Below are 19,373 nucleotides of genomic sequence, written 5' to 3'. Positions count from 1 at the left end.
CCGCGTCGGCGGGGTCGCCGGGGAGGCGTCGGGCCGCGCTCACCGGTGGTGAGCGCGGCCCTGTCGAGCTCTGAGCGCCGATGAAATTGTTGCCAGGGGCTACTGAACGCTGAACTCCCGGAGGGCCATCCAGCTGCCCTGGCCTGCTGTGACCCGGCAGCGGACGTATCTCGCCGTCGTGCCGGCGGGGGCGGTTGCCTGGACTTCGGACTGGTCGGTGTACTCACCGATCTGCTGCCAAGTGACGCCGTCGGACGAGGTCTCCAGCGCGAAGTGGGCCAGGTAGTCCGTGGGCGCCGAGGGCACCCCCATCAGCAGCTTCACGGTACTGACCGGCTTTGCCGTGCCGAGGTCGATGGCCAGGTAGTCGTCCTGTTCGGGAGAGCGGCCGCCCCAGAAGAAGGTGGCGGGGTCGCTGTCCACCGCGTTGGCGAGCGGATGGCCGTCGTAGGCGGGCAGGGAGGAGCTGAGTGCTCCGGCTGCCGAGCCCTGGGGCGTCGCGCGGAACTCGGCGATGGAGAGCGCGCCTGCCTTGTTGCAGGTGATGCGCAACCGTACGTAGCGGGCCTGCGGCGAGTCCGGCACGAGGGCCTGGACCAGGGACTGGCCGGTCACCGTGCCGATGCCCGTCCACGTCTTGCCGTCGACGGAGCGCTCCAGTACCGCGCAGTCCAGTGGTGCCCCGGCCCGCAGTGTGACGGCGCCGAGCGGGCCCGGCTTGCCGAGGTCGAGCTTGAGGACGGACCCGGAGCTGGGCGCGGAGGCTCGCATCGAGGTGCCGATGCGGCCGTCCACGACGTTCGAGGCGGGATGGCCGGGGTCGGTGGTCATCGTGGTTGTCGCCTTGGGGACGCCGTCCCACGGCTGGTCGGTTCCCGCGTAGCCGGGCGCCCAGCCCACCTGGTTGATGGCGGCGACGAACTCGTCGTATGTGGCCACCGGCTTCTGCGAGCCCCAGGCGAGCTGGGTGAAGGAGCGCAGCGAGTTGTGGGTGCCGTAGGCGATCTGGTTCTCGTTCTCCAGGCCGGCCGGGACCTCGCCCCAGATGCTGTATTGAGTCCCCGACACCGGTGTGGCGGTCTGGTCGCCCATGAAGCTGCTGACCGTGAACTTCTCGTAGATGGCGGCGGGGTCGGAGTGGATGTAGAGCGGGCTGTAGTAGAGCTTCTGCCAGTTGCTGTTGACGAGCTTGTGGCCGTCGGCGAGGAGCTCCTGCGGCGTCTTGAAGCCGGTCTTGTGGGTCCAGTGGTCAACGATGATCTGGCTGTCCAGGGCGATCTGGTAGCCGGGGAAGAGCTGGTCGTTCCAGATGCGCATGGTCTTGCCGTGCGAGCGGACGATCTCGTCCGCCCAGTCGAGGTAGGCGTACATCACATCGCGGGCCTTGGCGCCTTGGCCCCAGTGCGCTGTGGCGTAGGCGTCGAGCTGCGGGAAGTTGCCGATGCGCGACTCCGGCACCCACTCGTCGGCACCCAAGTGGAAGTCCTTGCCGGGGAAGAACGGCAGGTATTCCTCGAGCAGGTCCCGGGTCAGGTCGTATGCCGCGGGCTTGGACAGGTCGAGGGCGCCCTTCTCCACCGTGCCGTCCGCGGCTTTGAGCTGGAGCTCGGGGTGGGCGGCGGTGGCCCGGGACATGTGGCCGGGGAGGTCGATCTCGGGGATGACGTCGATGTGATGACGGGCTGCGAACTTGACCAGGTTCCGGATCTGCGCCTTGGAGTAGTGCTGCGCGGAGACCAGTTCGGGATGGCTGTCGCTCTCGATGCGGAAGTTCTGATCGTCGGTCAGGTGCAGATGCAGGGTGTTGAGCTTGAGATAGGCCATCTCCCTGACCCGGTCCTTCAGCCAGCTCATGCTGTAGAACTCGCGGGCCATATCGATCATCAGGGAGCGCTCGGCGGTGACCGGGGCATCGGTCGCGGTGCCGCCCGGGATGGTCCGCGACGGGTGCAGCAGCTGGAGCACGGAGCGCGTGCCGTAGAAGACGCCGTCGGATGTCGAGCCGGTGATGGTCAGAACACGGCTCGAGTCGAGCTGGTAGCCCTCGGCAGGCCGGCCCGAGGCCAGCGTCAGGAAGATGTCGCCTTTTCGGGCGCTCGATCTGGGTCCGGCGGTCACCGTCACGGTCCGGCCGGTGAGTTCGCGGAGGTCCGCTGCGAACTGCCGTGCGGTGCCGTTCAGATGCCGGGTGGCGGCCGAGTCCACGACGATGCGCGAACGCGCGGTGAAGCCGTACGGCGTGCTTCCGGCGGACCACTGCGCGAAGGCGGGGATGGTGACTGGAGGGGACGCCGGGGCCGCGGCCGCAGCGGTGCCGGTGGCGGACGGCGCCGCCAGCCAGGGGGTGACAGCGAGGGCGAGCAGACAGAGCAGCCGCAAGGGCCGCGATCTGGGGATCGGGTGCATCGTGGAGGACTCCTCCGGCTGGTAATAGCCTTTTACTGAGCTGATGGCCAGGGTTGTATCAGTAGCTCTCGAGGGCCGTCAATGAAAAGGAGCGAACTTATCCCTTGACGACGTAAAAATGTTTTACTAGCTTCTCCGCCATGATCTCCGGAACCGCCGACGCTCCGCTGCTGCGCATCATGAACGCCCAGACCGTGCTGGCCCTGGTGCGTGGCGAAGGCCCGCTGCCGCGCATCGACATCGCCCGGCGGCTGGGCATGACCAAGCCGACGGTCTCCAACGTGGTGGCCACCCTGCTTGAGTGCGGCCTGGTCAGAGAGCTGCCGACCGGCGCCGGGGGAGGCCGCGGGGCCCGCTACGAGGCCGTGGCCGATGTGGGCTTCGCCATCGGCGTGGACGTCGGCGGTCGGCATCTGCGGGCGGCGCTCTGCGATCTGGACGGACGGGTGCTGGCCCGTGAGTCGGTCGAGCGCGGCGACGCCGAGTCCGACGAGCTTGCCCGTCTCGCGGCAGGCCTGCGGGACCGCTTGCTCGCCGCCGCCGGAGTGCCCGTCAAGCGGGTCGCGGCCATGGTTGTCGGCACCGCCGGTATCGTCGATCCGGTCAAGGGCAGGCTGCTGAGGCTCAATCCGCACCGCACCCAAAGCTTCCCCATTGAGCGGGAGTTCGGCCGCGCGCTCGGCCATGCGGCGATCATCGAGAACGACATCAACCTCGCCGCACTCGGTGAACAGCGGCTCGGCGCCGGCCGCGAGGTGGCGGACTTCGCCTTCCTGTCCATCGGCACCGGCGTCGGCTGCGGCCTCATTCTCGGTGGCCGGCTGCACCGGGGGCACCGCGGCGCGGCGGGCGAGCTGGACATGCCGGGGAATCCCGACAGCCCCGCCGAGCACGGCCTGCTCGCCTGTGCGGCCGACCGCATGGCCAAGGATCGGCCCCTCACCCCTGAGGCGGTCTTCGAGGCCGCGGCCGCCGGTGACGCTTCCGCCCGCGAGGTGCTCGCCGAACTGGCCCACCGCATCGCCCGGTTCATGGCGTCCATCGCGATGATCGCCGACGTCGAGCTGATCGTCCTCGGTGGCGGCATTGGCGCACGGTGTGCGCCCTTGCTCCCGGCCATCGAGAACGAACTGGCCTCGAAGGTCCACTATCCGCCCCGGCTGGCCGTCTCTCAGCTCGGCGAGGATCCCGTTCTGACAGGCGCCCTCTCCAGAGCCGTCACCGAATCGATCTCTCGGGTCGTGGCCGAGCGTCTCGGCCCATGAGCCTTCCGTTCCCTTCCGTTCCCTCCCTTCCATTTCGTTCCATTCCCTTGAGTTTCCTCGCGGTCTGCGAGCACCTCCTACCCCCGCACCACCACTCCCGAAGGAGAAGCACCATGCTCACGTGTCGCTCTGTCATGCTCGCAATAGGGGCCGCGTTGGCCCTGACCGCGACCGCCGCCTGCGGCGGCAACGGCTCCTCGAACAGCTCGGGCAAGCCCGAGAAGATCACCATCTGGCTGCAGCCCGAAGCCGCCGAGTGGTCCGCGACCGTGGACAAGGTGAACGCCGAGTTCAAGACCAAGTACGGCATTGAGGCGGTCGTCCAGACCCAGCAGTGGGAGGACCACCTGACCAAGCTGGACACCGCGCTGGCCGGCACCAAGGCGCCCGACGTCGTGGAGTTGGGCAACACCGAGACAGCGAAGTACCTGGCCGCGGGAGCCTTCGCAGACCTCACCGCGCACAAAGCGGAGTTCGAGAACTCCGACACCTGGGCCAAGGGCCTCACCGACTCGTGCACGTACGAGGGCAAGGTCAGCTGCGTGCCGTACTACGGCGGCAGCCGTGCGGTGATCTACAACAAGAGTCTGTTCGCGAAGGCCGGCATCACCGACACGCCCACCTCCCTCGACGAGCTGTACGCCGCGGCCGACAAGCTCAAGGCCAAGTTCGGCTCCGACCCGAACTTCTCGGCGTTCTACCTTCCGGGCCGGCAGATATTCGCCGGCATGTCCTTCGTCCGCGACTACGGAGGCGACATCGCCCGCCAGGACAAGGACTCCTGGCGAGGGACCCTCGATGCTCCGCAGGCGCAGCAGGGCCTGGCCGCGTTCAAGGAACTCGTCACCAAGTACTCCAAGGCCGACAAGACCGGCGGCGACCGTACTCAGGATGCCACCTTCGCCAAGGGCAAGGTCGGCATGACGTACGGCCTGAGCTGGGAGATCGACGCGATCATCGATCCGAAGCGGGCGGGCAACCCGGCGATGAAGGACAAGATCGGCGCCTTCCCGATGCCCAGCCACACCCCCGGCCAGACCATGCCGGTCTTCCTCGGCGGATCCGACCTCGCCATCCCCGCCAAGAGCCGCAACCAGGAGTGGGCCCGCAAGTGGCTGGCCCTCTACACCGCCACGGCGCCCCAGTCCGACCTCGCCGCCAAGGGGCTGATCCCCAACTCCACGAAGCTGCTGGACAAGGTCCCCGACGCGGCGGCACCTTTCGCCGAGGCCGCGCGGAAGACCTGGTTCACGCCGGTCGCCGAGAACTGGATCACGGTCGAGAAGAAGTCCATCCTGCAGAACCTGCAGGTGTCCATCCTCACCGGGAAGGCGGGGCTCCCCGACGCGACCGCCAAGGCCAGCAAGGAGATCACCGAGATCCTGAACACGAGGGGCTGAACGTGTCGGTCCCCACCGTCCCCCGGCGGATCAGATCGATCCCCTATCTCCTGCTCGCCCCGGCGCTCATCGTCATCGTCGGCGTGCTGGGCTACCCCCTGGCGACGCTGGTGCAGATCTCCTTTCAGAAGTACGGCCTGGCCGAACTGCTGAAGGGCAGCGGCAGCTGGACCGGTCTCAGCCACTACACGGACATCGTCGGTGACTCGTTCTTCTGGGGCGTGGTCGGCCGGACCATCGTGTTCACGGCCGTCAATGTCGCCCTGACGGTGGGGGCCGGCACGCTGATCGCGCTGCTGATGCGCAAGGCCCACCGCGCCGTGCGCCTGACGGCCACGGTCGCGCTGGTCGCGGTATGGGCGACCCCCGGCCTGGTCGCCATCGCCGTCTGGCAGTGGATGTTCGACTACGAGTTCGGCGTGGTCAACTGGCTTCTCACCAAACTGGGCGCGGGCGACTTCACCCACCACAACTGGTTCGAGAACCCGGTGCAGGGCCTCGGCGTCGTCACCGCGGTCATCGTCTGGGGCGCGGTCCCCTTCGTCGCCATCTCCCTGCACGCGGCGCTCACCCAGGTGCCGGACGAGGTGGTCGAGGCGGCCGAGCTCGACGGCGCCGGCCGGCTCCAGGTCTTCCGCTATGTCATCCTGCCGGTCATCCGCCCGGTCCTGGCCCTGCTCACCCTGCTCCAGATCATCTGGGACTTCCAGGTCTTCAACCAGGTATGGGTGATGACCGGCGGGGCGCCCACCGAGGGCTACTACCTGATCGGCGTCTACTCCTACGTCCAGTCCTTCGGCGTGGGCGACTACGGCTCAGGCGCGGCCGTCGCCGTGGTCATGGTGCTGCTGCTGGCCCTGGTCGCGTTCGGCTACGTACGCGGCCTGCTGCGAAAGGAGCAGACTCAATGAGCACCGGAACGCTCGCCCGAACCGCCACGCCGACCCGGCCCGGCAAGCCCCCAGCCGCCCCGGCCCGACGGCGGCGCGGCGGCCGCGGCCTCGCGTCGAACCTCGCCCTCCTGGCCATCAGCGCGGTGATGTTCTTCCCGATCTACTGGATGGCCGTCACCGCGTTCAAGCCAGGACCGGAGATCCTCTCCTACACCCCGCACTGGCTGCCGTCCCGCTTCACCCTGGACAACTTCACCGCCGCCGTCGACCGCCCGTTCTTCTGGTCCGGCGTCGCCAACAGCCTGCTCGTGGTGTCCGCGACGGTGCTGATCGCACTCGTCGTCGCTTTCTTGGGGGCGGTCGCTCTGGCCCGCTTCGAGTTCACCGGGCGCCAGCTCTTCGTGGCGATGATCCTCGTCGTGCAGATGGTCCCGGCAGGCGCGCTGATCATCCCGATCTACCTGATGCTCAACCGCGCCGGCCAGACCGACCAACTGCCCGGTGTGGTCCTCGCCTACCTCACCTTCGTCCTGCCGTTCGCGATCTGGATGCTGCGCGGCTTCGTGGTCAACGTGCCCGTGGAACTGGAGGAGGCCGCCCTGATCGACGGCTGCAACCGCCTCCAGGCTTTCCGCCGCGTCCTCTTCCCGCTGGTCGCGCCGGGCCTGGTCGCCACCGCCGTCTACACCGCCATCCAGGCGTGGAACGAGTTCCTGCTCGCCTACGTCCTGATCAGCACCCCGGAGAAGCAGACCATGACGGTCTGGCTCGCCTCCTTCACCACGACCCGCGGCACCGAGTACGGCCCGCTGATGGCCGCCTCCACCCTCGCCGCACTGCCCGTGGTGATCTTCTTCGCACTCGCTCAACGACGCGTCGTCAGCGGACTGACGGCTGGTTCGGTGAAGGGATGACCGTGCACGACGATCTCCACCAGTGGGCCGATGCCTGCCTCCTTCCAGGATTCGCCGGCCTCCACGCGCCCGACTGGGTGCGCCGCAAACTCGCCTCCGGCCTCGCAGGGGTGGTCCTCTACCACGACAACGTCACCGACCCGGCCCAACTGAGCCGGCTCACCGCACAGCTGCTGGCCGAGAATCCGGCCGCCCTGATCGGCATCGACGAGGAGGGCGGCGACGTCTCCCGCCTCGAGGTCGCCGAAGGCAGCTCCTGGCCGGGCAACCACGCCCTCGGCCACATCGACGACCTCGACCTGACCCGGGCGGTCGCCACCGAGATCGGCCGCAGCCTCGCCTGCGCCGGCGTGAACCTCAACCTCGGCCCGGTCGCCGACGTCAACAACAACCCGTCCAACCCGGTCATCGGCGTACGGTCGTTCGGCTGCGACCACAAGACCGTCGCCGCCCACACCGCCGCCTACATCGAGGGTCTGCAATCGGTCGGCGTCGCCGCCTGCGCCAAGCACTTCCCCGGACACGGCAACACGACCACGGACTCGCACCACGAGCGCACGGTGGTCGAGGACACGGCCGCCGAGTTCGAGGCCACGGCGTTCCCGCCCTTCAAGGCGGCCATCCGGGCCGGTGTCCGCTCCATCATGACCGCACACATCACCGCCACCGCCTTCGATGCCGCGCCCGCCACGATCAGCGCGCCGATCGTCACCGGACTGCTGCGTGATCGCCTCGGCTACGACGGCGTGGTCATCACCGACTCCCTCGAAATGGCGGCGATCGAAGACACGGTCGGCCTCGTGGAAGGCGCGGTCCAGGCACTGATCGCCGGTGTGGACGCGCTGTGCCTGGGCGTACGCGACGGTGAGGCCCGGACGGCAGCGCTGCGCGAGGCGATCGTCGGCGCGGTCCGCCAGGGCAGGCTGCCCGAACAACGGCTGGCCCAGGCCGCGGCCCGTATCTCCGCTCTCAGCAGCTGGACCGCGAGCCACCGCGAGGGCGGCGTGCTTCCCGACCGCGCCCTCGGACTGGCCGCAGCCCGCCGCGCCCTGCACTCCACCGGCATCAACCCGCTGACCACCGCCCCCGTGGTCATCGAACTGGTCTCGGAACCGAACCCCGCGGTCGGCCACACCTCCTGGGGCCTGGGCTCCCTGCTGTGCGACGCCTTCCCCGGCACTCGCGTCGACCGCTACGAAGAGACCCCGGCCGACCCGCTGCACGACGTCCCGGCCGCCACACCCGTCGTCATCACCGTCCGGGACGCCCACCGCCATCCTTGGATCAGTGCCGCGGCGGCGTCCGTCGTCGCCCGGCGCCCGGACGCGGTACTGGTCGAAATGGGCCTGCCCCACGGCACGCTGCCGTCCTCCCACCGCATCGTGACCCACGGCGCGGCCCGCGTCTGCGCCCAGGCCGCCGCGGAGGCCCTTCTCGGAACGGCGATCCCCGTGGCCCCCGGTATGTCGTAAGCACGCGGGCGCCGGCCCGGCCCCGTGCGCGGGGCACAATCCCACGGTCGCCGACGAGTTGAAAGTCGTCGGCGACCGTGTGACCAGGCGGCCGCACCGGTGGAGTCACCTCATCGGTCACCGGCGATCCGGCGGTGTTCGTCTCGGTCGCCGCCGTGCACCAGGGCCCGTGACGCGGGCGACGTCGACCAGGAGCCGTCACCACGCTGGACACGGTCTACGCCGGTACTCCGCTGAAATCGGCGTCGACGTAGTGGAGCAGGCCCATGGTGACCAGTCGGCCCTCCGGCAGCGCCTCGCGCCAGTGGTCCTGATCGATGCCGCTGTGGATCACCGCGTCCCCGATGCCGAGGTCCACCTCGTGGTCGCGGTCCCTGCCCTCGATCCAGAACGGCCAGATGCCGTGGGCGGTACCCCCGTGGTCCGGGTCGGCGTCCAGGCAGAAGGACACATTCCAGCGGGACTGCGGACGGTCCCTGTGCCGGTCGAGAACCGCGCCCGGCAGGTAGGTCATCGCCCAGGCGTGGGACGGCTTGACGGGGCCGCCGGTCCAGCGCGCGACCACGCCGCTCAGTTGCTTCTGGACGAAGAGGGTAACCGCGTCGCAGTACGTTCCCTCGTGGCCTTCCGGTACCTGCTGGCGGTCCTGTCGGAAGTAGCCCTCGGCGCGCATGCGCCGGTAGTACGCCCGCATGCCGGCCGTGAACAGCGGGCTGAACAGCCCCCGCAGGACGCCGGCGTCCCGCGCGACCACCTCTGCCGGGGCGTGCGCGGCGGACTGCCTCGCGCGCGGGCGAAGGATCCCGGCGAGGTGGAGGGCGCGCAGAGCGTCCGCGGGCAGCTCGGAGAGCGGGACCCGGTCGACCGCCACCCGTCGCAGGTCCCGGCCCCAGGTCCCGCCGGACCAGAAGGGCATCAGAGTGCCCCACGGCCCGTACTCGGCCCAAACCACCGGCCACTCAGGGGCGAAGCCGGCCGCCCCCATGGTGACGCGGGCTGCGGGGGCGACCCGCGCGGCAATCGACACCGGTGGCTCCGGTCCGTCCTGCACGTACAGGTGCGGGTTGGGCTCCAGATCCTGCGCGTCCAGGACGGGGCACGCGTCCCGCGACATCCGCGGTACGAGGTCGAGCAGTTCCTCGCCGATGTCGCAGCGGAACGCGAGTTCCTCCTTGCTCGCCGGGACCTCGTCGGGCGGCAGCAGCAGGCCCAGGCGGGCAGCGGCCTCCCGCTGCCCCGCCACGTCCGCCGAGGAGCGGTCCGCCGCGGCCGCGCGCATCAGGGCGAGCTCCTCGCTCGTCCGGAGCATGATGCGCTCCATCGGCCGGCCGCGGCGCCGTACGACCGCATAGGCCTCGAAACTCACGTGCGGATTGGTGATCAGATTGTCATCCATGGCGACGTCCGATTCTTGCTGCGTGCGGAGGTGGTGGCGGAGGCGGTACCTGCGTCGAAGGCCGACGGCATTCGGGAGAGCGCGCGCAGAGCCCGCGTCGGCGGGCGAGGGTTGCCGTCACGGCGCGGTCCGGGCCGTGACGGCTTGCTCCGGTATGGCGATGTGCAGCTACCTGATGTGCTGCTACCTGCGGACGGTGAGAGTGAATGCGCTGCCGTGCTTGGCGGTGACGTCGACGGTGGCGCCGGATGCCGGATCGCGGAAGTGGGTGACGGCGTCGCCGCCGTGGCCGTAAGTGGCGTCGTTGAGTTCGCTTCCGTCGCAGCCGCCGGAGTTCGGGCGGGCATCCTGGACAAGGATCGGCCCGGAGCCGGAGTCGACGGTTGTGTCGACGGTGTAGATGAGTACGCCAGTCGCACAGGCTTTGCTGTCGACCCCTTCTCGGGAGCGGACTTCGGCAACCACGGCGCGGGTGCCACTGGTCTTGACGACGGCCATCTTCTTTCCGCCGGCCCGCTCCACGGGGGTGAGGACCTCGGTGGAGGTGCCGGGCCTGGAGAGGCAGCCGACTTGGTTGGGCCTCAGCCATCCCTGCTTCCACTTGTGCCAGGCGAGTCGGTCGGGGGAGTGGCCGGATATCAGGCCCATCTGGTCCCAGCCGCCGACGTACGGGTGTCCGCTGCCACCGGAGGCGTAGGAGTACAAATCGGGAAGGCCCATGGCGTGTCCGGTCTCGTGGTTCAGAACCGTCGGACCCCAGTGGTTGAGGTCTTGGCCGAAGGTGACCGTCTTGCCGATGACCGTGCCGTCGCCAGATGTGACGTTGTCCATGTAGGTGGGGGAGAAGGACACTGCTTCGGCCGCGCCGGTCGGCACGATGTAGAGGACCTGGGTCCCGCGGAAGCTGGTTGAGCGTCCCACCGCCCTCAGCGCGTCGGTGATGTATCGACGGTGCTCGGCAGTGGTGAGGTCGCGCTGGAAGTGGTAGTCGGTGGACTTGCGGGGCATTCGGTAGAAGCGGGAGGTGTCGGCCTTCACCTTCAGGGACAGCTGGCCGTAGGAACTGGTCCTGAACCAGTCCGTCGCTCCGGGAACGAGTTTGTTGTACAGCTCACCGGTTGTGTCGTCCGCCGGGGCGTCGGGGAAGTCCACGAAGACCATGGTGGTCTTCACAGTGCCCTTGCTCGGCACGAAGGGGCCGGCTCCGGTGATGCCTTCGGACAGGTCCGCTTTGGTGGCGGGCAGTGCGCAGTTCGCGGCGGGTTCGGCGGAGCTGGCAGAGGCGCCATCCGTCCCGATCAGCAGAGCCCCGACGGACGCGGCCACCGTGGCGGCCGCCAGCGCCCGGGTGGGACGTTTCATTCGACGTTGTCCTGCCATGTCTCGTTCTCCTTGTCGTGCGGGACCAGCGTTCGGTCGAGCTGTCGGCCGTACGGATACGACCCGGTGGGAGCGGCCGTGCGTTGCGCGTCCGGTGGGGTGGTGACAAGTTCCGGGACGCGATACGACATCCGTGGTTCGGGCGCGGCGGTGGTCGCCGCGAGGCCGACTCCGATGGCGGCGCCCGCGGTTGTGCCCATCGCCGTCGCCAGCACGGTGGACAGGAGCCGGCACTTCCTCGGTCTCTTCTCTTGAGCGCAGTGTCTGCGTGCCACCGCGTGGGTCCCTTTCGTCCTGTGGGCATGGCGACCGGTTCATGCACGAGCCGTCGCCGCGGACGTGCGGTGCTGGGCAGCCCGGGACCTCACGAGACCGGTGGTCCACCGGGATGGAAGGAGTCAGGCTTCGCCAAGTCCGCGGAACGAATGCCCTAACCGGGATTGCCCACGGCCGACCGCGTGGACACGGGAGCCTGGCGTGATGGCATTGGTGGCGGCATCAGCCCGCCTCGCGGCCACAGCTTCCCCGCGACCAACGCGTGGGCAAGCACACGCATTCATCGGTCGTCTTCAGACAACTGCCCGCTCGAAACCTGCCATGGACCATAAGGGGCTGACCTCGATTCAGCAATGTTGAGAGGACGAAAAGTTGGGAGCGATCTTTGAGTCGCCGGGGTCCAAGGCCTCCGAAGCCGCGCCGATCAGGTGGAACAGCCCTCGGGCGGAGGGCGCCGAGGGCTGCCTCGGGTCACACTTCGGAGGACGCACCTTGTGTATCCATGTGACATGTGCCATTGTACTGGCCATCGCTCAGACCGCGGACGACCTCCGTGGCGCGCTGCGCTATGAGCTGTCATGTACCCGCTCGTACGAAACCTGGCCCACCCCGGCCGGCGATCGGCTCGTACCCGCAGAATCCCCTTCCGCGCTCCGGCGCGTCGTCATCACACCGTCGGGAGGCGAACTGGCATCAAGCTCGTGCAGGTGATCGCGGTCAGGTGGGCGATGCCCGCATCTCTTCGGCACCCCTTGAGAAGCGCATGGGGGTGCACCCGCCGGTCGGGCGCAGCGGGCTGTCCGCCTCAGCCCGCCCTCTCGAGGAGAGCCACCGCGGAGGCGGCGGTGTCGCCGCCCTCTCGGGCGGCCAGTAGCCGCAACTGGGGGATCTGGCCCTTGCAGGCTCCGACTTCGCCTCGGTTCAGCCGAGCCAGAGCCAGGAGGAGGCGGTCATGGAATTCCTCCCGCGGCCGGGCGTCGCCGAGTCGCGTTTCCGGGCACAGGCCGTCCAGTATCCGGATGACCTGAAGGTGGTCGCCCTCGGCGAAATGCAGCCGTGCGAGGGATCTGCGCACGGGCTCGGCGCTCTTGGCGTCGGACCGCGTCATCCTGAGGGCGGTCGTCAGCTTGGCGATGGCCCTGCGCCGGTCGTCGAACCGTACCGTCAGCAGCTTCGCGGTGTTGACACCGAGCAGGGCAAACGCCCACCTGCCCAAGTCGGGCTGCCGCTCTGCGAGGTGGAAGGCGAGTTCTTCGGCGCGCTCCTCAAGGTCCAGCGCGCTTTGATCGTTGCCTTCGAAGTAGTCGACGAGCGCGAGCCCGTTGAGGAGAGTGATCTCCAGTCTGGCTCGCTGCGGGGAGTCCTCGATCGCGGACAGTTTCCCGAAGCCGGCCGCGTAGATGTCCCTGGCCCTGGCCAGCCGTGCAGGAGAATGAAGAAGCGTTCGTCAGCAAGTGGAGCCCCGATGACATAACTGCTGACTCGCACGTTCGCCGCCCTTGTCGCATGTCGGAAGTCTCAACGGTCATGGGCGCGACATTGGGGCAGCATCAAAGGCTCATGCCGCGCGGCAGTGACGGATCGCGCGCGCCGATCGGCCGATCTCCGTCAGGCTAGGCGGACGTGTCGCGGATTCGCCACTTTCAAAGGTGTTTCTCCCTCTTTTGGACGCAGGCGATGCCGTGCCACGCCCAGCCCACGTCCGCGCAGCTCCGGGGCCGCGCCGGCATGCCTGCTCCGCGCGCGCCATGCCCGGTTTGCTTCTACGGTTGAAGGGAGTGCCGGCGCCCGTGGATGGCCGTTCCTTCCGTCTCCACTCCCCAGCTCGGCGTCGGCGATCCACCAGGAGGCCTTCGACATGTCCACAGCATCCGAAACCCCTGTCCTGGACACCCTTGCCGCCATGACCGTCGACTCCATCGAACGGTGCGGGCTCGCCCCGGACATGCTCCTCCTCACCCGCGTCGCCGCGCTCGCCGCTGCGGACGCGCCTCCCATCTCCTACGCCGCTCACATCGGTCCTGCTCTCAGGGCCGGCTTGAGCGCCGAACAGCTGCAGGACGTCCTGGTGGCCATTGCCCCCATCGTGGGCACAGCCCGCGTCATGACGGCAGCCGGCAATATCGCCCAGGCCCTCGGCATCGCCATCGCCGTCGCGGATTCCGAGGCCGAGGGCCGAGGCTGAGGGCCGAGGCTGAGGCCCGAGGTGAGAGCACGCCGACAGGGCCGTTGAGTTGACACACCCCGCCAAGGGCCTCGCCCGGGTCCGGGGCGTCCCACCGCCGTGCGCAGTGTGCGCACGGCGGCCGGGTTGAATCGGGGGCCCGCCACGTCGGTTCCCCACCCGGTGGAGCACGTGACCGTCGTCCCGATCCGCGAGGGCGCGGACGTGCGTCGGATCGAAGAAGTCACGTGATCGCCTTCGAACAGAGCGATGAATCAGGCGTGTACGTCTGTCGCCATGTCAGCCCGAGGCTCGGGCGGCCTGTGCAGGACGGGTCCTGCGCGGCGGCCGCGGGCGCGGAGCCGCCCGGACGATGCTGATTTCGGGGCGCGTCGGCCGCGTCCGGAACAGGACCCCCTCGGCCGCCTCCCGGCCGTGTGCCGGGCAGGGCCGTCGGCCGGCGGCCTCGTGGTATTCGCCAATCCTTCGGTTCCGGTTCTAATTCTTTCGGTGCTGCGGTCTCATTTTCTCGGTGTACTTCTCTCGGTGTGCGCGGGGTTGCGCCGGGTGGAATGGTTGAAGAGTGCGGCTTGCATGGACAAAGGGCGACCGGCCGGAGATTCCGGTCAAGCTGTGACTTGCGATGCGACGCCGTGCCGCACCTCCAGAATTCTGCGCAGCCGAATGAGCGGTCACTCAGAAGTGCTTTATGTTCGCCATAAGGCCGGCCGCCCGTCGATCTTCCTGTTCTCACGTGTTGGGGTACCTGTCTTTTCGATATCCGTCCTCACCGGCGGAGGAAAAGGAATTCCCTGCGTGAGCCCTCACCGCCGTACAGTCGGCCGAAAGGCCAAGGTCATTGGCGGTCTGGCCGCCGGCAGCGCCGACGTGACGGTCCGGCCGTCGTCCTTCCGAACGCCTCCGCGTCGCCGGGAGCCGCCGGCAGCACAGTTTTCGCGCCAATCGGACGCCTCTACCACCCAAGTGTTCGACATCGCGGCCGCGTCCAAGGCGACCGGCGTGAAGGAGTTCAGCGTCGGTAAGCTGCGTGACTTCGCCACGTCGAAGAACCCGGCATGGCTCTCGATGCGGTGAACCGCGACAAGGCGTGCGGGAGCGACGGCGGTTCGCCCGAGGGCAGCGCCACGTGCAGTGGTGTCGACCAGCGGCCGTTCGCGTTCACCAAGGCGTTCAGCGTTGGTGGAGGGCAGTAGCGACCGGCACCGACGCAAGCGCGCCCCGGATCGGCAAGGATCCGGGGCGCCCGTCGTGTGTGCGCCATCCGCACAGCGCGTTGGGCAGCGCTAGTAGGAGATGGTGTGCTTCTTCAGAGCCTGCGCCGCGCCGCCGGTGGTGGGCAGGCCGGCCGCCGGCCGCAAGGACGTGAAGTACTCGCGGAACACGGAGACGTTGTGGGTGCGCTGCACGTCGATGGTGCGGTTCCAGGTGCCGCCGTCGTGGTTGCGCCACAGGTCGAGCAGGGAGCCGGCGACGTTGCCCTGCACGGTGTCGCCGTCGTCATAGGTGGGGCCGTGCTCAAAGCTCGTCACGTCCCCGTCCGGGCCGACGAAGCCGTAGTCCCCGAGGACGTAGGCGGAGGCGGCGTCCGCGAAGCCTTCGGTCCAGGCGCAGGTGTCGGAGCTCATCTTGTCGACGAAGTGCGGATCGCAGTTGGTGATTTTCGGCCACCAGCCGCCGAACAGCTTGTGCTGGAGGAAGTGCGCGGCCTCGTGCACGACCACATGCTCGGAGTCGGTGATGTCACCGGCGAGATCCACGGTGTTGTTAAGGCCGTAGCTGGCGTCGCGAGGCGCATTGGCGGCCCAGTTGAACGTCAGTGTTGTGCACTTGCGGTTGTCGGTCTCCCGGGCCGTCCAGCAGTTGCTGCGGGGATTGTTGCGCTTGCGCCACAGGCCGTTGACGGTGTCGAAGGCGTGCCAGGCGCCGAACTGTGCGGTGTCCGGCTTCAGTTTTCCGAGGGTCTTGCTTCTGGAGAGGTTCCTCTGGACCGGTGTATTCCATGTGACGGTGGCGCCGCCCTTCTTCCGCACCTTCCACAGATTGGTGTTCTCGGCGCTGAACCGCAGCCACATCTGGTTCATGGACGTCGCCCGACGGGGACTGTGGCAGGCCCGGAAGCGGCCATTGGAGGCCTTTGTGCGCAGGGTTGCCGTGCTGAGGCGCCGCGCCTTGTCGGACGCCTTCTCGCGGCCCCACACCTCGATGCCGGCGTTGCGCACCGGTTTGGTCCTGAGGGGTTTGCTCGGTCCGGCTTCGGCGGACCGGAAGTCGTACAAGAGGGTGCCGCTGAGGCAGATCTCTCCTGGGGCGGCGTCGGCGTTGTCGGTCAGCAGAGGCAGCGCGGCCGCCGCGAGGGCGACGGCGCCGCAGGCGGCCACAATGGACCTTTTCGCCCGGAAACGGGATTTTGTGCTGGGCATTGCAGAAGCGGCCCTTCTGTTCGATCGCCAAGGGCCGAGGCGTCCGTCATCGAGGGTTCGCCGGGGACTGGGGGACAACTCCGAGAAGTGTTGCCTGTCAGGCCTTGCCGATCATGGAAAGGTTGGTGCTTGCAAGCCTGTCGAACGCTAGCAACGGGGATGGTTCGCGAATACCGCAAGCGCACCGAAGAGTTATCGGCGGCACACCGAAGGCTTGGGCCGACGCCATCCGGCGGATGCGCTCCTCAATCCGGCGCGGTGAAACCGTGAGGCGTCCTCCGGACGTCAAGCCAACCGGGCGGGTGCTCGAGGGCGTTGATCTCATTGCCCGCCACCGCCCCCACGGCTGCGATGAGTGGGATGACGAGCATCACCGCGACAATGAAGGGCGTGGCGAACTACAGCGGAGTCCTTCGCACGCGTGCCCTCCCGGCGAGCATGATGGCGAAGAATATCCACACATGACGCACCGTTGCGGTTCCGTGCCAACGACGAAGACGCCGAGAGCCGCTGCAAGAGGGCTGCGGATGGCACAAGGGTGGGGCTGCCGCGCCGGTGCCCCTCGTCCGCACGGTGTCCTGCACACAGTCGGCACTACCAGGACCTGACGTCGCGGGACGGACGTTCCCGTGATGCGGGCCTGCCGCCGGAGGGCGAGTCGGCCCCGTTCTGCGCACTGGCGACTGGAGTCCTCGTGGTTTCACGTCCGGGTGGGCTCGTCGGCGGTTGACGATCCCGGCAAGGCGTACATAGCGTTGCATATGTGGGCACGCCGACGCGGGAGCGCGTTGCCGATCTGCCCGCCGAGCTGACGAGCTTCTTGGGACGCAGGCGTGAGGTCGGCGACGTCAAGGCGTTGCTTTCCGGAGCGCGGATCGTGACGCTGATCGGCGCGGGCGGGGTCGGCAAGACCCGGTTGGCGTTGCGGGTGGCCGCCGAGGTGCGCAGGGCCTTCGCCGACGGGGTGCGGTTCGTTGACCTGGCCCAGCTCAGGGAGGGCGAGCTGCTGCCCTATGTGGTGGGGGAGGCGCTGCAGGTCAGGGACCAGTCGGGACGCGACCAGGTGGAGGTCGTGACCAATTTCCTCCGCGACCGGCGCATGCTGTTGGTGTTCGACAACTGCGAGCATGTGGTTGACGCGTGCGCGAAACTGATCGACAGGGTGCTTCGTGTGGACACCGGAGTGCGCATCCTGGCGACCAGTCGGCAGCGGCTCGGCGTCACCGGGGAGCACGTGTGGTCGGTTCCGGCCCTGCCGGTGCCCGACGCGGATGTCCAGGAGCCCGACAAACCCGGGTCCGCCGTGCTCACGGAGTACCCGGGCGTGGCTCTGTTCGCCGAGCGGGCGGCGGCGGTGTCCGGGTTCTCCCTCACGAGAGAGAACTGGCCGAACGTGGCGCGTCTGTGCCGTCGGCTGGACGGGCTGCCGCTGGCGATCGAGCTGGCCGCGGTGCGGATACGGGTGCTGTCGGTCGGAGAGATCCTCCAGCGCCTGGACGACCGGTTCGAGCTCCTGGAGGGGATCGACCGGGCCGCCCCGTCCCGGCATCGCACGCTGGGTGCGGCGGTGGAGGGAAGCTATGAGCTCTGCTCGCCGCAGGAGCGTCTGCTGTGGGCGCGGGCCTGCGTCTTCGCCGGCCGGTTCGATCTCGACGCGGCCGAGGGGGTGTGCTCGGGGGAGGGACTGCCTGCCGGGAGGGTGCTGGACGCGGTGTCGGGGCTGGTGGACAAGTCGATCCTCGTCCGTGAGGAGCAACTGGGCGTTGTGCGGTTCCGGCTGCTGGACACGCTGGCCCGCTACGGCCGCGAGCGGTTGCGTGAGGCCGGTGAGGAGGAGGCCCTGGCCCGTCGGCACCGGGACTGGTACCTGGAGCTGGCCGAACGTATGGAGGCCGAGTGGTTCAGCCCCGGGCAGCTCGACTGGTCCCGGCGGATGCGCCGCGAGCACGCCAACCTTCAGGTGGCCCTCACCTACTGCCTGACCACCCCCAGGGAGAGCCAGGCCGCTCTGAGGCTGGCCGCGGCTGTGGTCTTCTACTGGTCGACGTCCGGGATCATCACCGAGGCGCGCCTGTGGCTGGACCGGGCCCTTGCCCTGGACACCAGCCCGACGCACGCGCGGGCCCGCGCGCTGCAGGCCCTGGGACTCATCACCAGTATCCAGGGGGACAACGCCACCGGTTACCCCGCGTTGCGGGAGTGCGGCGACTTGGCCCGACGGTTCGACGATCCCTTCCTGGGTGCCTACGCCCTCGGCACTTTGGCGACCGTCGCCATGCGGGGCGACCTCGACGAGGCCGTGGAGTTCGCGGACGAGGCTCTGGCGTGCCCGCAGTACGCGAACGAGCCGCACCGCTGCCAGGCATTCCTGGCCCTCACCATGGTCCGGACACTGCGTGGGGAGCACGACCTGGCCATAGCGGCCAGTGACCAGATACGCCGCTGCAGCGAGGCTTGCGGAGAGTGCTCGTACCTGTCGTGGGCGCTGGTCACGCGCGCCTTCGCCGACTTCGGCAAGGGGGACCGGGCTTCCGCGGCCGGGCACGCGCGTGAGGCCTTGAAGATCAAACGTGAATTCGGCGACACGGTGGGGATCGGTCTGGCGGTCATGATCCTTACCTGGACGACCCTGGCGGCAGGGGATCTCGAGCGCGGGACCGTGCTCCTGGGAGCACGTAGGCGGCTCCTGCAGTCCTACGATCTGTCGGGGGGCGTGGTCCCCTGGGACGCGCTGACCGAGCAGTTCACCGCCGAGGCCCAGGAAGGCCTCGGTCAGACCACCTTCCAGCGTGCGGTGGCCCGGGGCCTGGAGTTCGATCTCGACCGGACCGTCGAATACGCGCTCGGCACCGGCGACGAACCCGCGGCTGTGTCCGTGCCCGAAGAGGGTGGGGCCGAGGAGGAGAGTCCGCTGACGCAACGCGAGAACCAGGTCGCGGAGCTGGTTGCCCGGGGCATGTCGAACAAGCGGATCGCCGATCATCTGGTGATCGCCCAGCGCACCGCCGAAGGCCATGTGGAGCACATCCTCACCAAGCTCGGCTTCACCTCCCGGGCCCAGATAGCGGCATGGGTCACCCAGCGCGACGGACGCTCGGGCTCAACGGAGCCGGGCCAAGGGCGCTGAGGACGCAGGCGGGCCGGTCTCCCGGAATGCTGTCGGCGTAGTCTCCGACCTCACCTGGCCGACCTCACCTGACCAATCTCACCTGACCACTCTCACCTGGCCGACCTCACCCGACCGGCTTCGGCTGACCTCACCCGGGTGTCCGGGAGGGGCGCTGGTTCAGGCGGCGACGGGTTGGCGGGCGGTGAGGTGCACAGTGGCGCCGATTCGCTGTGTGCCGATGGTCTGGGGTGCTGTGG

At 68.7% G+C, this 19,373-nt stretch carries 15 protein-coding genes and 1 pseudogene; 10 read left to right on the top strand and 6 right to left on the bottom strand.

Annotation, left to right across the window (positions count from 1 at the left end):
• Window positions 1-99: 99 nt before the first annotated feature.
• On the bottom strand, window positions 100-2,406 hold the full coding sequence (locus tag IEY86_RS34320) for a family 20 glycosylhydrolase (protein ID WP_189135824.1): 2,307 nt from the start codon (window positions 2,404-2,406) through the stop codon (window positions 100-102).
• A gap of 140 nt (window positions 2,407-2,546) precedes the next feature.
• Between IEY86_RS34320 and IEY86_RS34315 the strand changes: the two genes are divergently transcribed.
• The 6 genes and pseudogenes from IEY86_RS34315 to IEY86_RS38390 form a co-directional block, all read left to right on the top strand.
• A complete protein-coding gene (locus IEY86_RS34315) occupies window positions 2,547-3,671 on the top strand; it encodes an ROK family transcriptional regulator (RefSeq protein WP_189135823.1) in 1,125 nt (374 codons plus the stop codon).
• 134 nt (window positions 3,672-3,805) lie between these two features.
• Window positions 3,806-5,071 (top strand): extracellular solute-binding protein, encoded by a 1,266-nt coding sequence (locus IEY86_RS34310; protein WP_189135822.1) that lies wholly within the window; start codon window positions 3,806-3,808, stop codon window positions 5,069-5,071.
• Window positions 5,072-5,073: 2 nt separating this feature from the next.
• A complete protein-coding gene (locus IEY86_RS34305) occupies window positions 5,074-5,982 on the top strand; it encodes a carbohydrate ABC transporter permease (RefSeq protein WP_189135821.1) in 909 nt (302 codons plus the stop codon).
• Window positions 5,979-6,878, top strand: a complete 900-nt coding sequence (locus IEY86_RS34300; protein ID WP_189135820.1) for a carbohydrate ABC transporter permease — start codon at window positions 5,979-5,981, stop codon at window positions 6,876-6,878. Before IEY86_RS34305 ends, IEY86_RS34300 begins: the two co-directional genes overlap by 4 nt.
• Entirely contained in the window at window positions 6,875-8,350 is a 1,476-nt protein-coding gene (locus tag IEY86_RS34295) for a glycoside hydrolase family 3 protein (RefSeq protein ID WP_189135819.1), read from the top strand. Before IEY86_RS34300 ends, IEY86_RS34295 begins: the two co-directional genes overlap by 4 nt.
• A 104-nt stretch (window positions 8,351-8,454) precedes the next feature.
• Window positions 8,455-8,523, top strand: a pseudogene (locus tag IEY86_RS38390) (hypothetical protein); the annotation flags it as partial.
• Window positions 8,524-8,567: 44 nt separating this feature from the next.
• Here IEY86_RS38390 and IEY86_RS34290 read toward each other — a convergent pair.
• The 4 genes from IEY86_RS34290 to IEY86_RS34275 form a co-directional block, all read right to left on the bottom strand.
• Window positions 8,568-9,746 (bottom strand): hypothetical protein, encoded by a 1,179-nt coding sequence (locus tag IEY86_RS34290; RefSeq protein ID WP_189135818.1) that lies wholly within the window; start codon window positions 9,744-9,746, stop codon window positions 8,568-8,570.
• Between the two features lie 183 nt (window positions 9,747-9,929).
• Window positions 9,930-11,108: a M6 family metalloprotease domain-containing protein gene (locus IEY86_RS34285; protein WP_189135817.1), complete on the bottom strand. Its 1,179-nt coding sequence runs from the start codon at window positions 11,106-11,108 to the stop codon at window positions 9,930-9,932.
• Window positions 11,105-11,401, bottom strand: a complete 297-nt coding sequence (locus tag IEY86_RS34280; protein ID WP_189135816.1) for a hypothetical protein — start codon at window positions 11,399-11,401, stop codon at window positions 11,105-11,107. Before IEY86_RS34280 ends, IEY86_RS34285 begins: the two co-directional genes overlap by 4 nt.
• An 806-nt stretch (window positions 11,402-12,207) precedes the next feature.
• A complete protein-coding gene (locus tag IEY86_RS34275; protein WP_189135815.1) occupies window positions 12,208-12,618 on the bottom strand; it encodes a hypothetical protein in 411 nt (136 codons plus the stop codon).
• Window positions 12,619-13,260: 642 nt separating this feature from the next.
• Here IEY86_RS34275 and IEY86_RS34270 point away from each other — a divergent pair.
• The 3 genes from IEY86_RS34270 (at window position 13,261) to IEY86_RS34260 (ending at window position 14,780) form a co-directional block, all read left to right on the top strand.
• Window positions 13,261-13,587 carry a carboxymuconolactone decarboxylase family protein gene (locus tag IEY86_RS34270; RefSeq protein ID WP_189135814.1) on the top strand — a complete coding sequence of 109 codons (327 nt, stop codon included), beginning with the start codon at window positions 13,261-13,263 and terminating at the stop codon, window positions 13,585-13,587.
• A 795-nt stretch (window positions 13,588-14,382) separates the two neighbouring features.
• Window positions 14,383-14,661: a hypothetical protein gene (locus tag IEY86_RS34265; RefSeq protein ID WP_189135813.1), complete on the top strand. Its 279-nt coding sequence runs from the start codon at window positions 14,383-14,385 to the stop codon at window positions 14,659-14,661.
• Window positions 14,643-14,780: a hypothetical protein gene (locus IEY86_RS34260; protein ID WP_189135812.1), complete on the top strand. Its 138-nt coding sequence runs from the start codon at window positions 14,643-14,645 to the stop codon at window positions 14,778-14,780. The genes IEY86_RS34265 and IEY86_RS34260 overlap by 19 nt, the downstream gene beginning before the upstream one ends.
• A gap of 90 nt (window positions 14,781-14,870) precedes the next feature.
• Here the strand turns inward: IEY86_RS34260 and IEY86_RS34255 are convergent, their stop codons facing one another.
• Complete coding sequence (locus tag IEY86_RS34255) at window positions 14,871-16,007, bottom strand: metalloprotease (RefSeq protein ID WP_189135811.1); 1,137 nt, start codon at window positions 16,005-16,007, stop codon at window positions 14,871-14,873.
• A gap of 763 nt (window positions 16,008-16,770) precedes the next feature.
• Here IEY86_RS34255 and IEY86_RS34250 point away from each other — a divergent pair.
• The gene (locus IEY86_RS34250; RefSeq protein ID WP_189135810.1) at window positions 16,771-19,134 is read left to right on the top strand and encodes an ATP-binding protein; all 2,364 of its coding nucleotides are present in this window, start codon (window positions 16,771-16,773) and stop codon (window positions 19,132-19,134) included.
• The last annotated feature ends 239 nt before the right edge of the window (window positions 19,135-19,373 follow it).

It is taken from the genome of Wenjunlia tyrosinilytica, from assembly GCF_014646055.1.
Taxonomy (GTDB): Bacteria; Actinomycetota; Actinomycetes; order Streptomycetales; family Streptomycetaceae; genus Wenjunlia; species Wenjunlia tyrosinilytica.
Note: the sequence above shows the minus strand (reverse complement) of the source record. Positions and strands in the feature narration are given on the sequence as shown.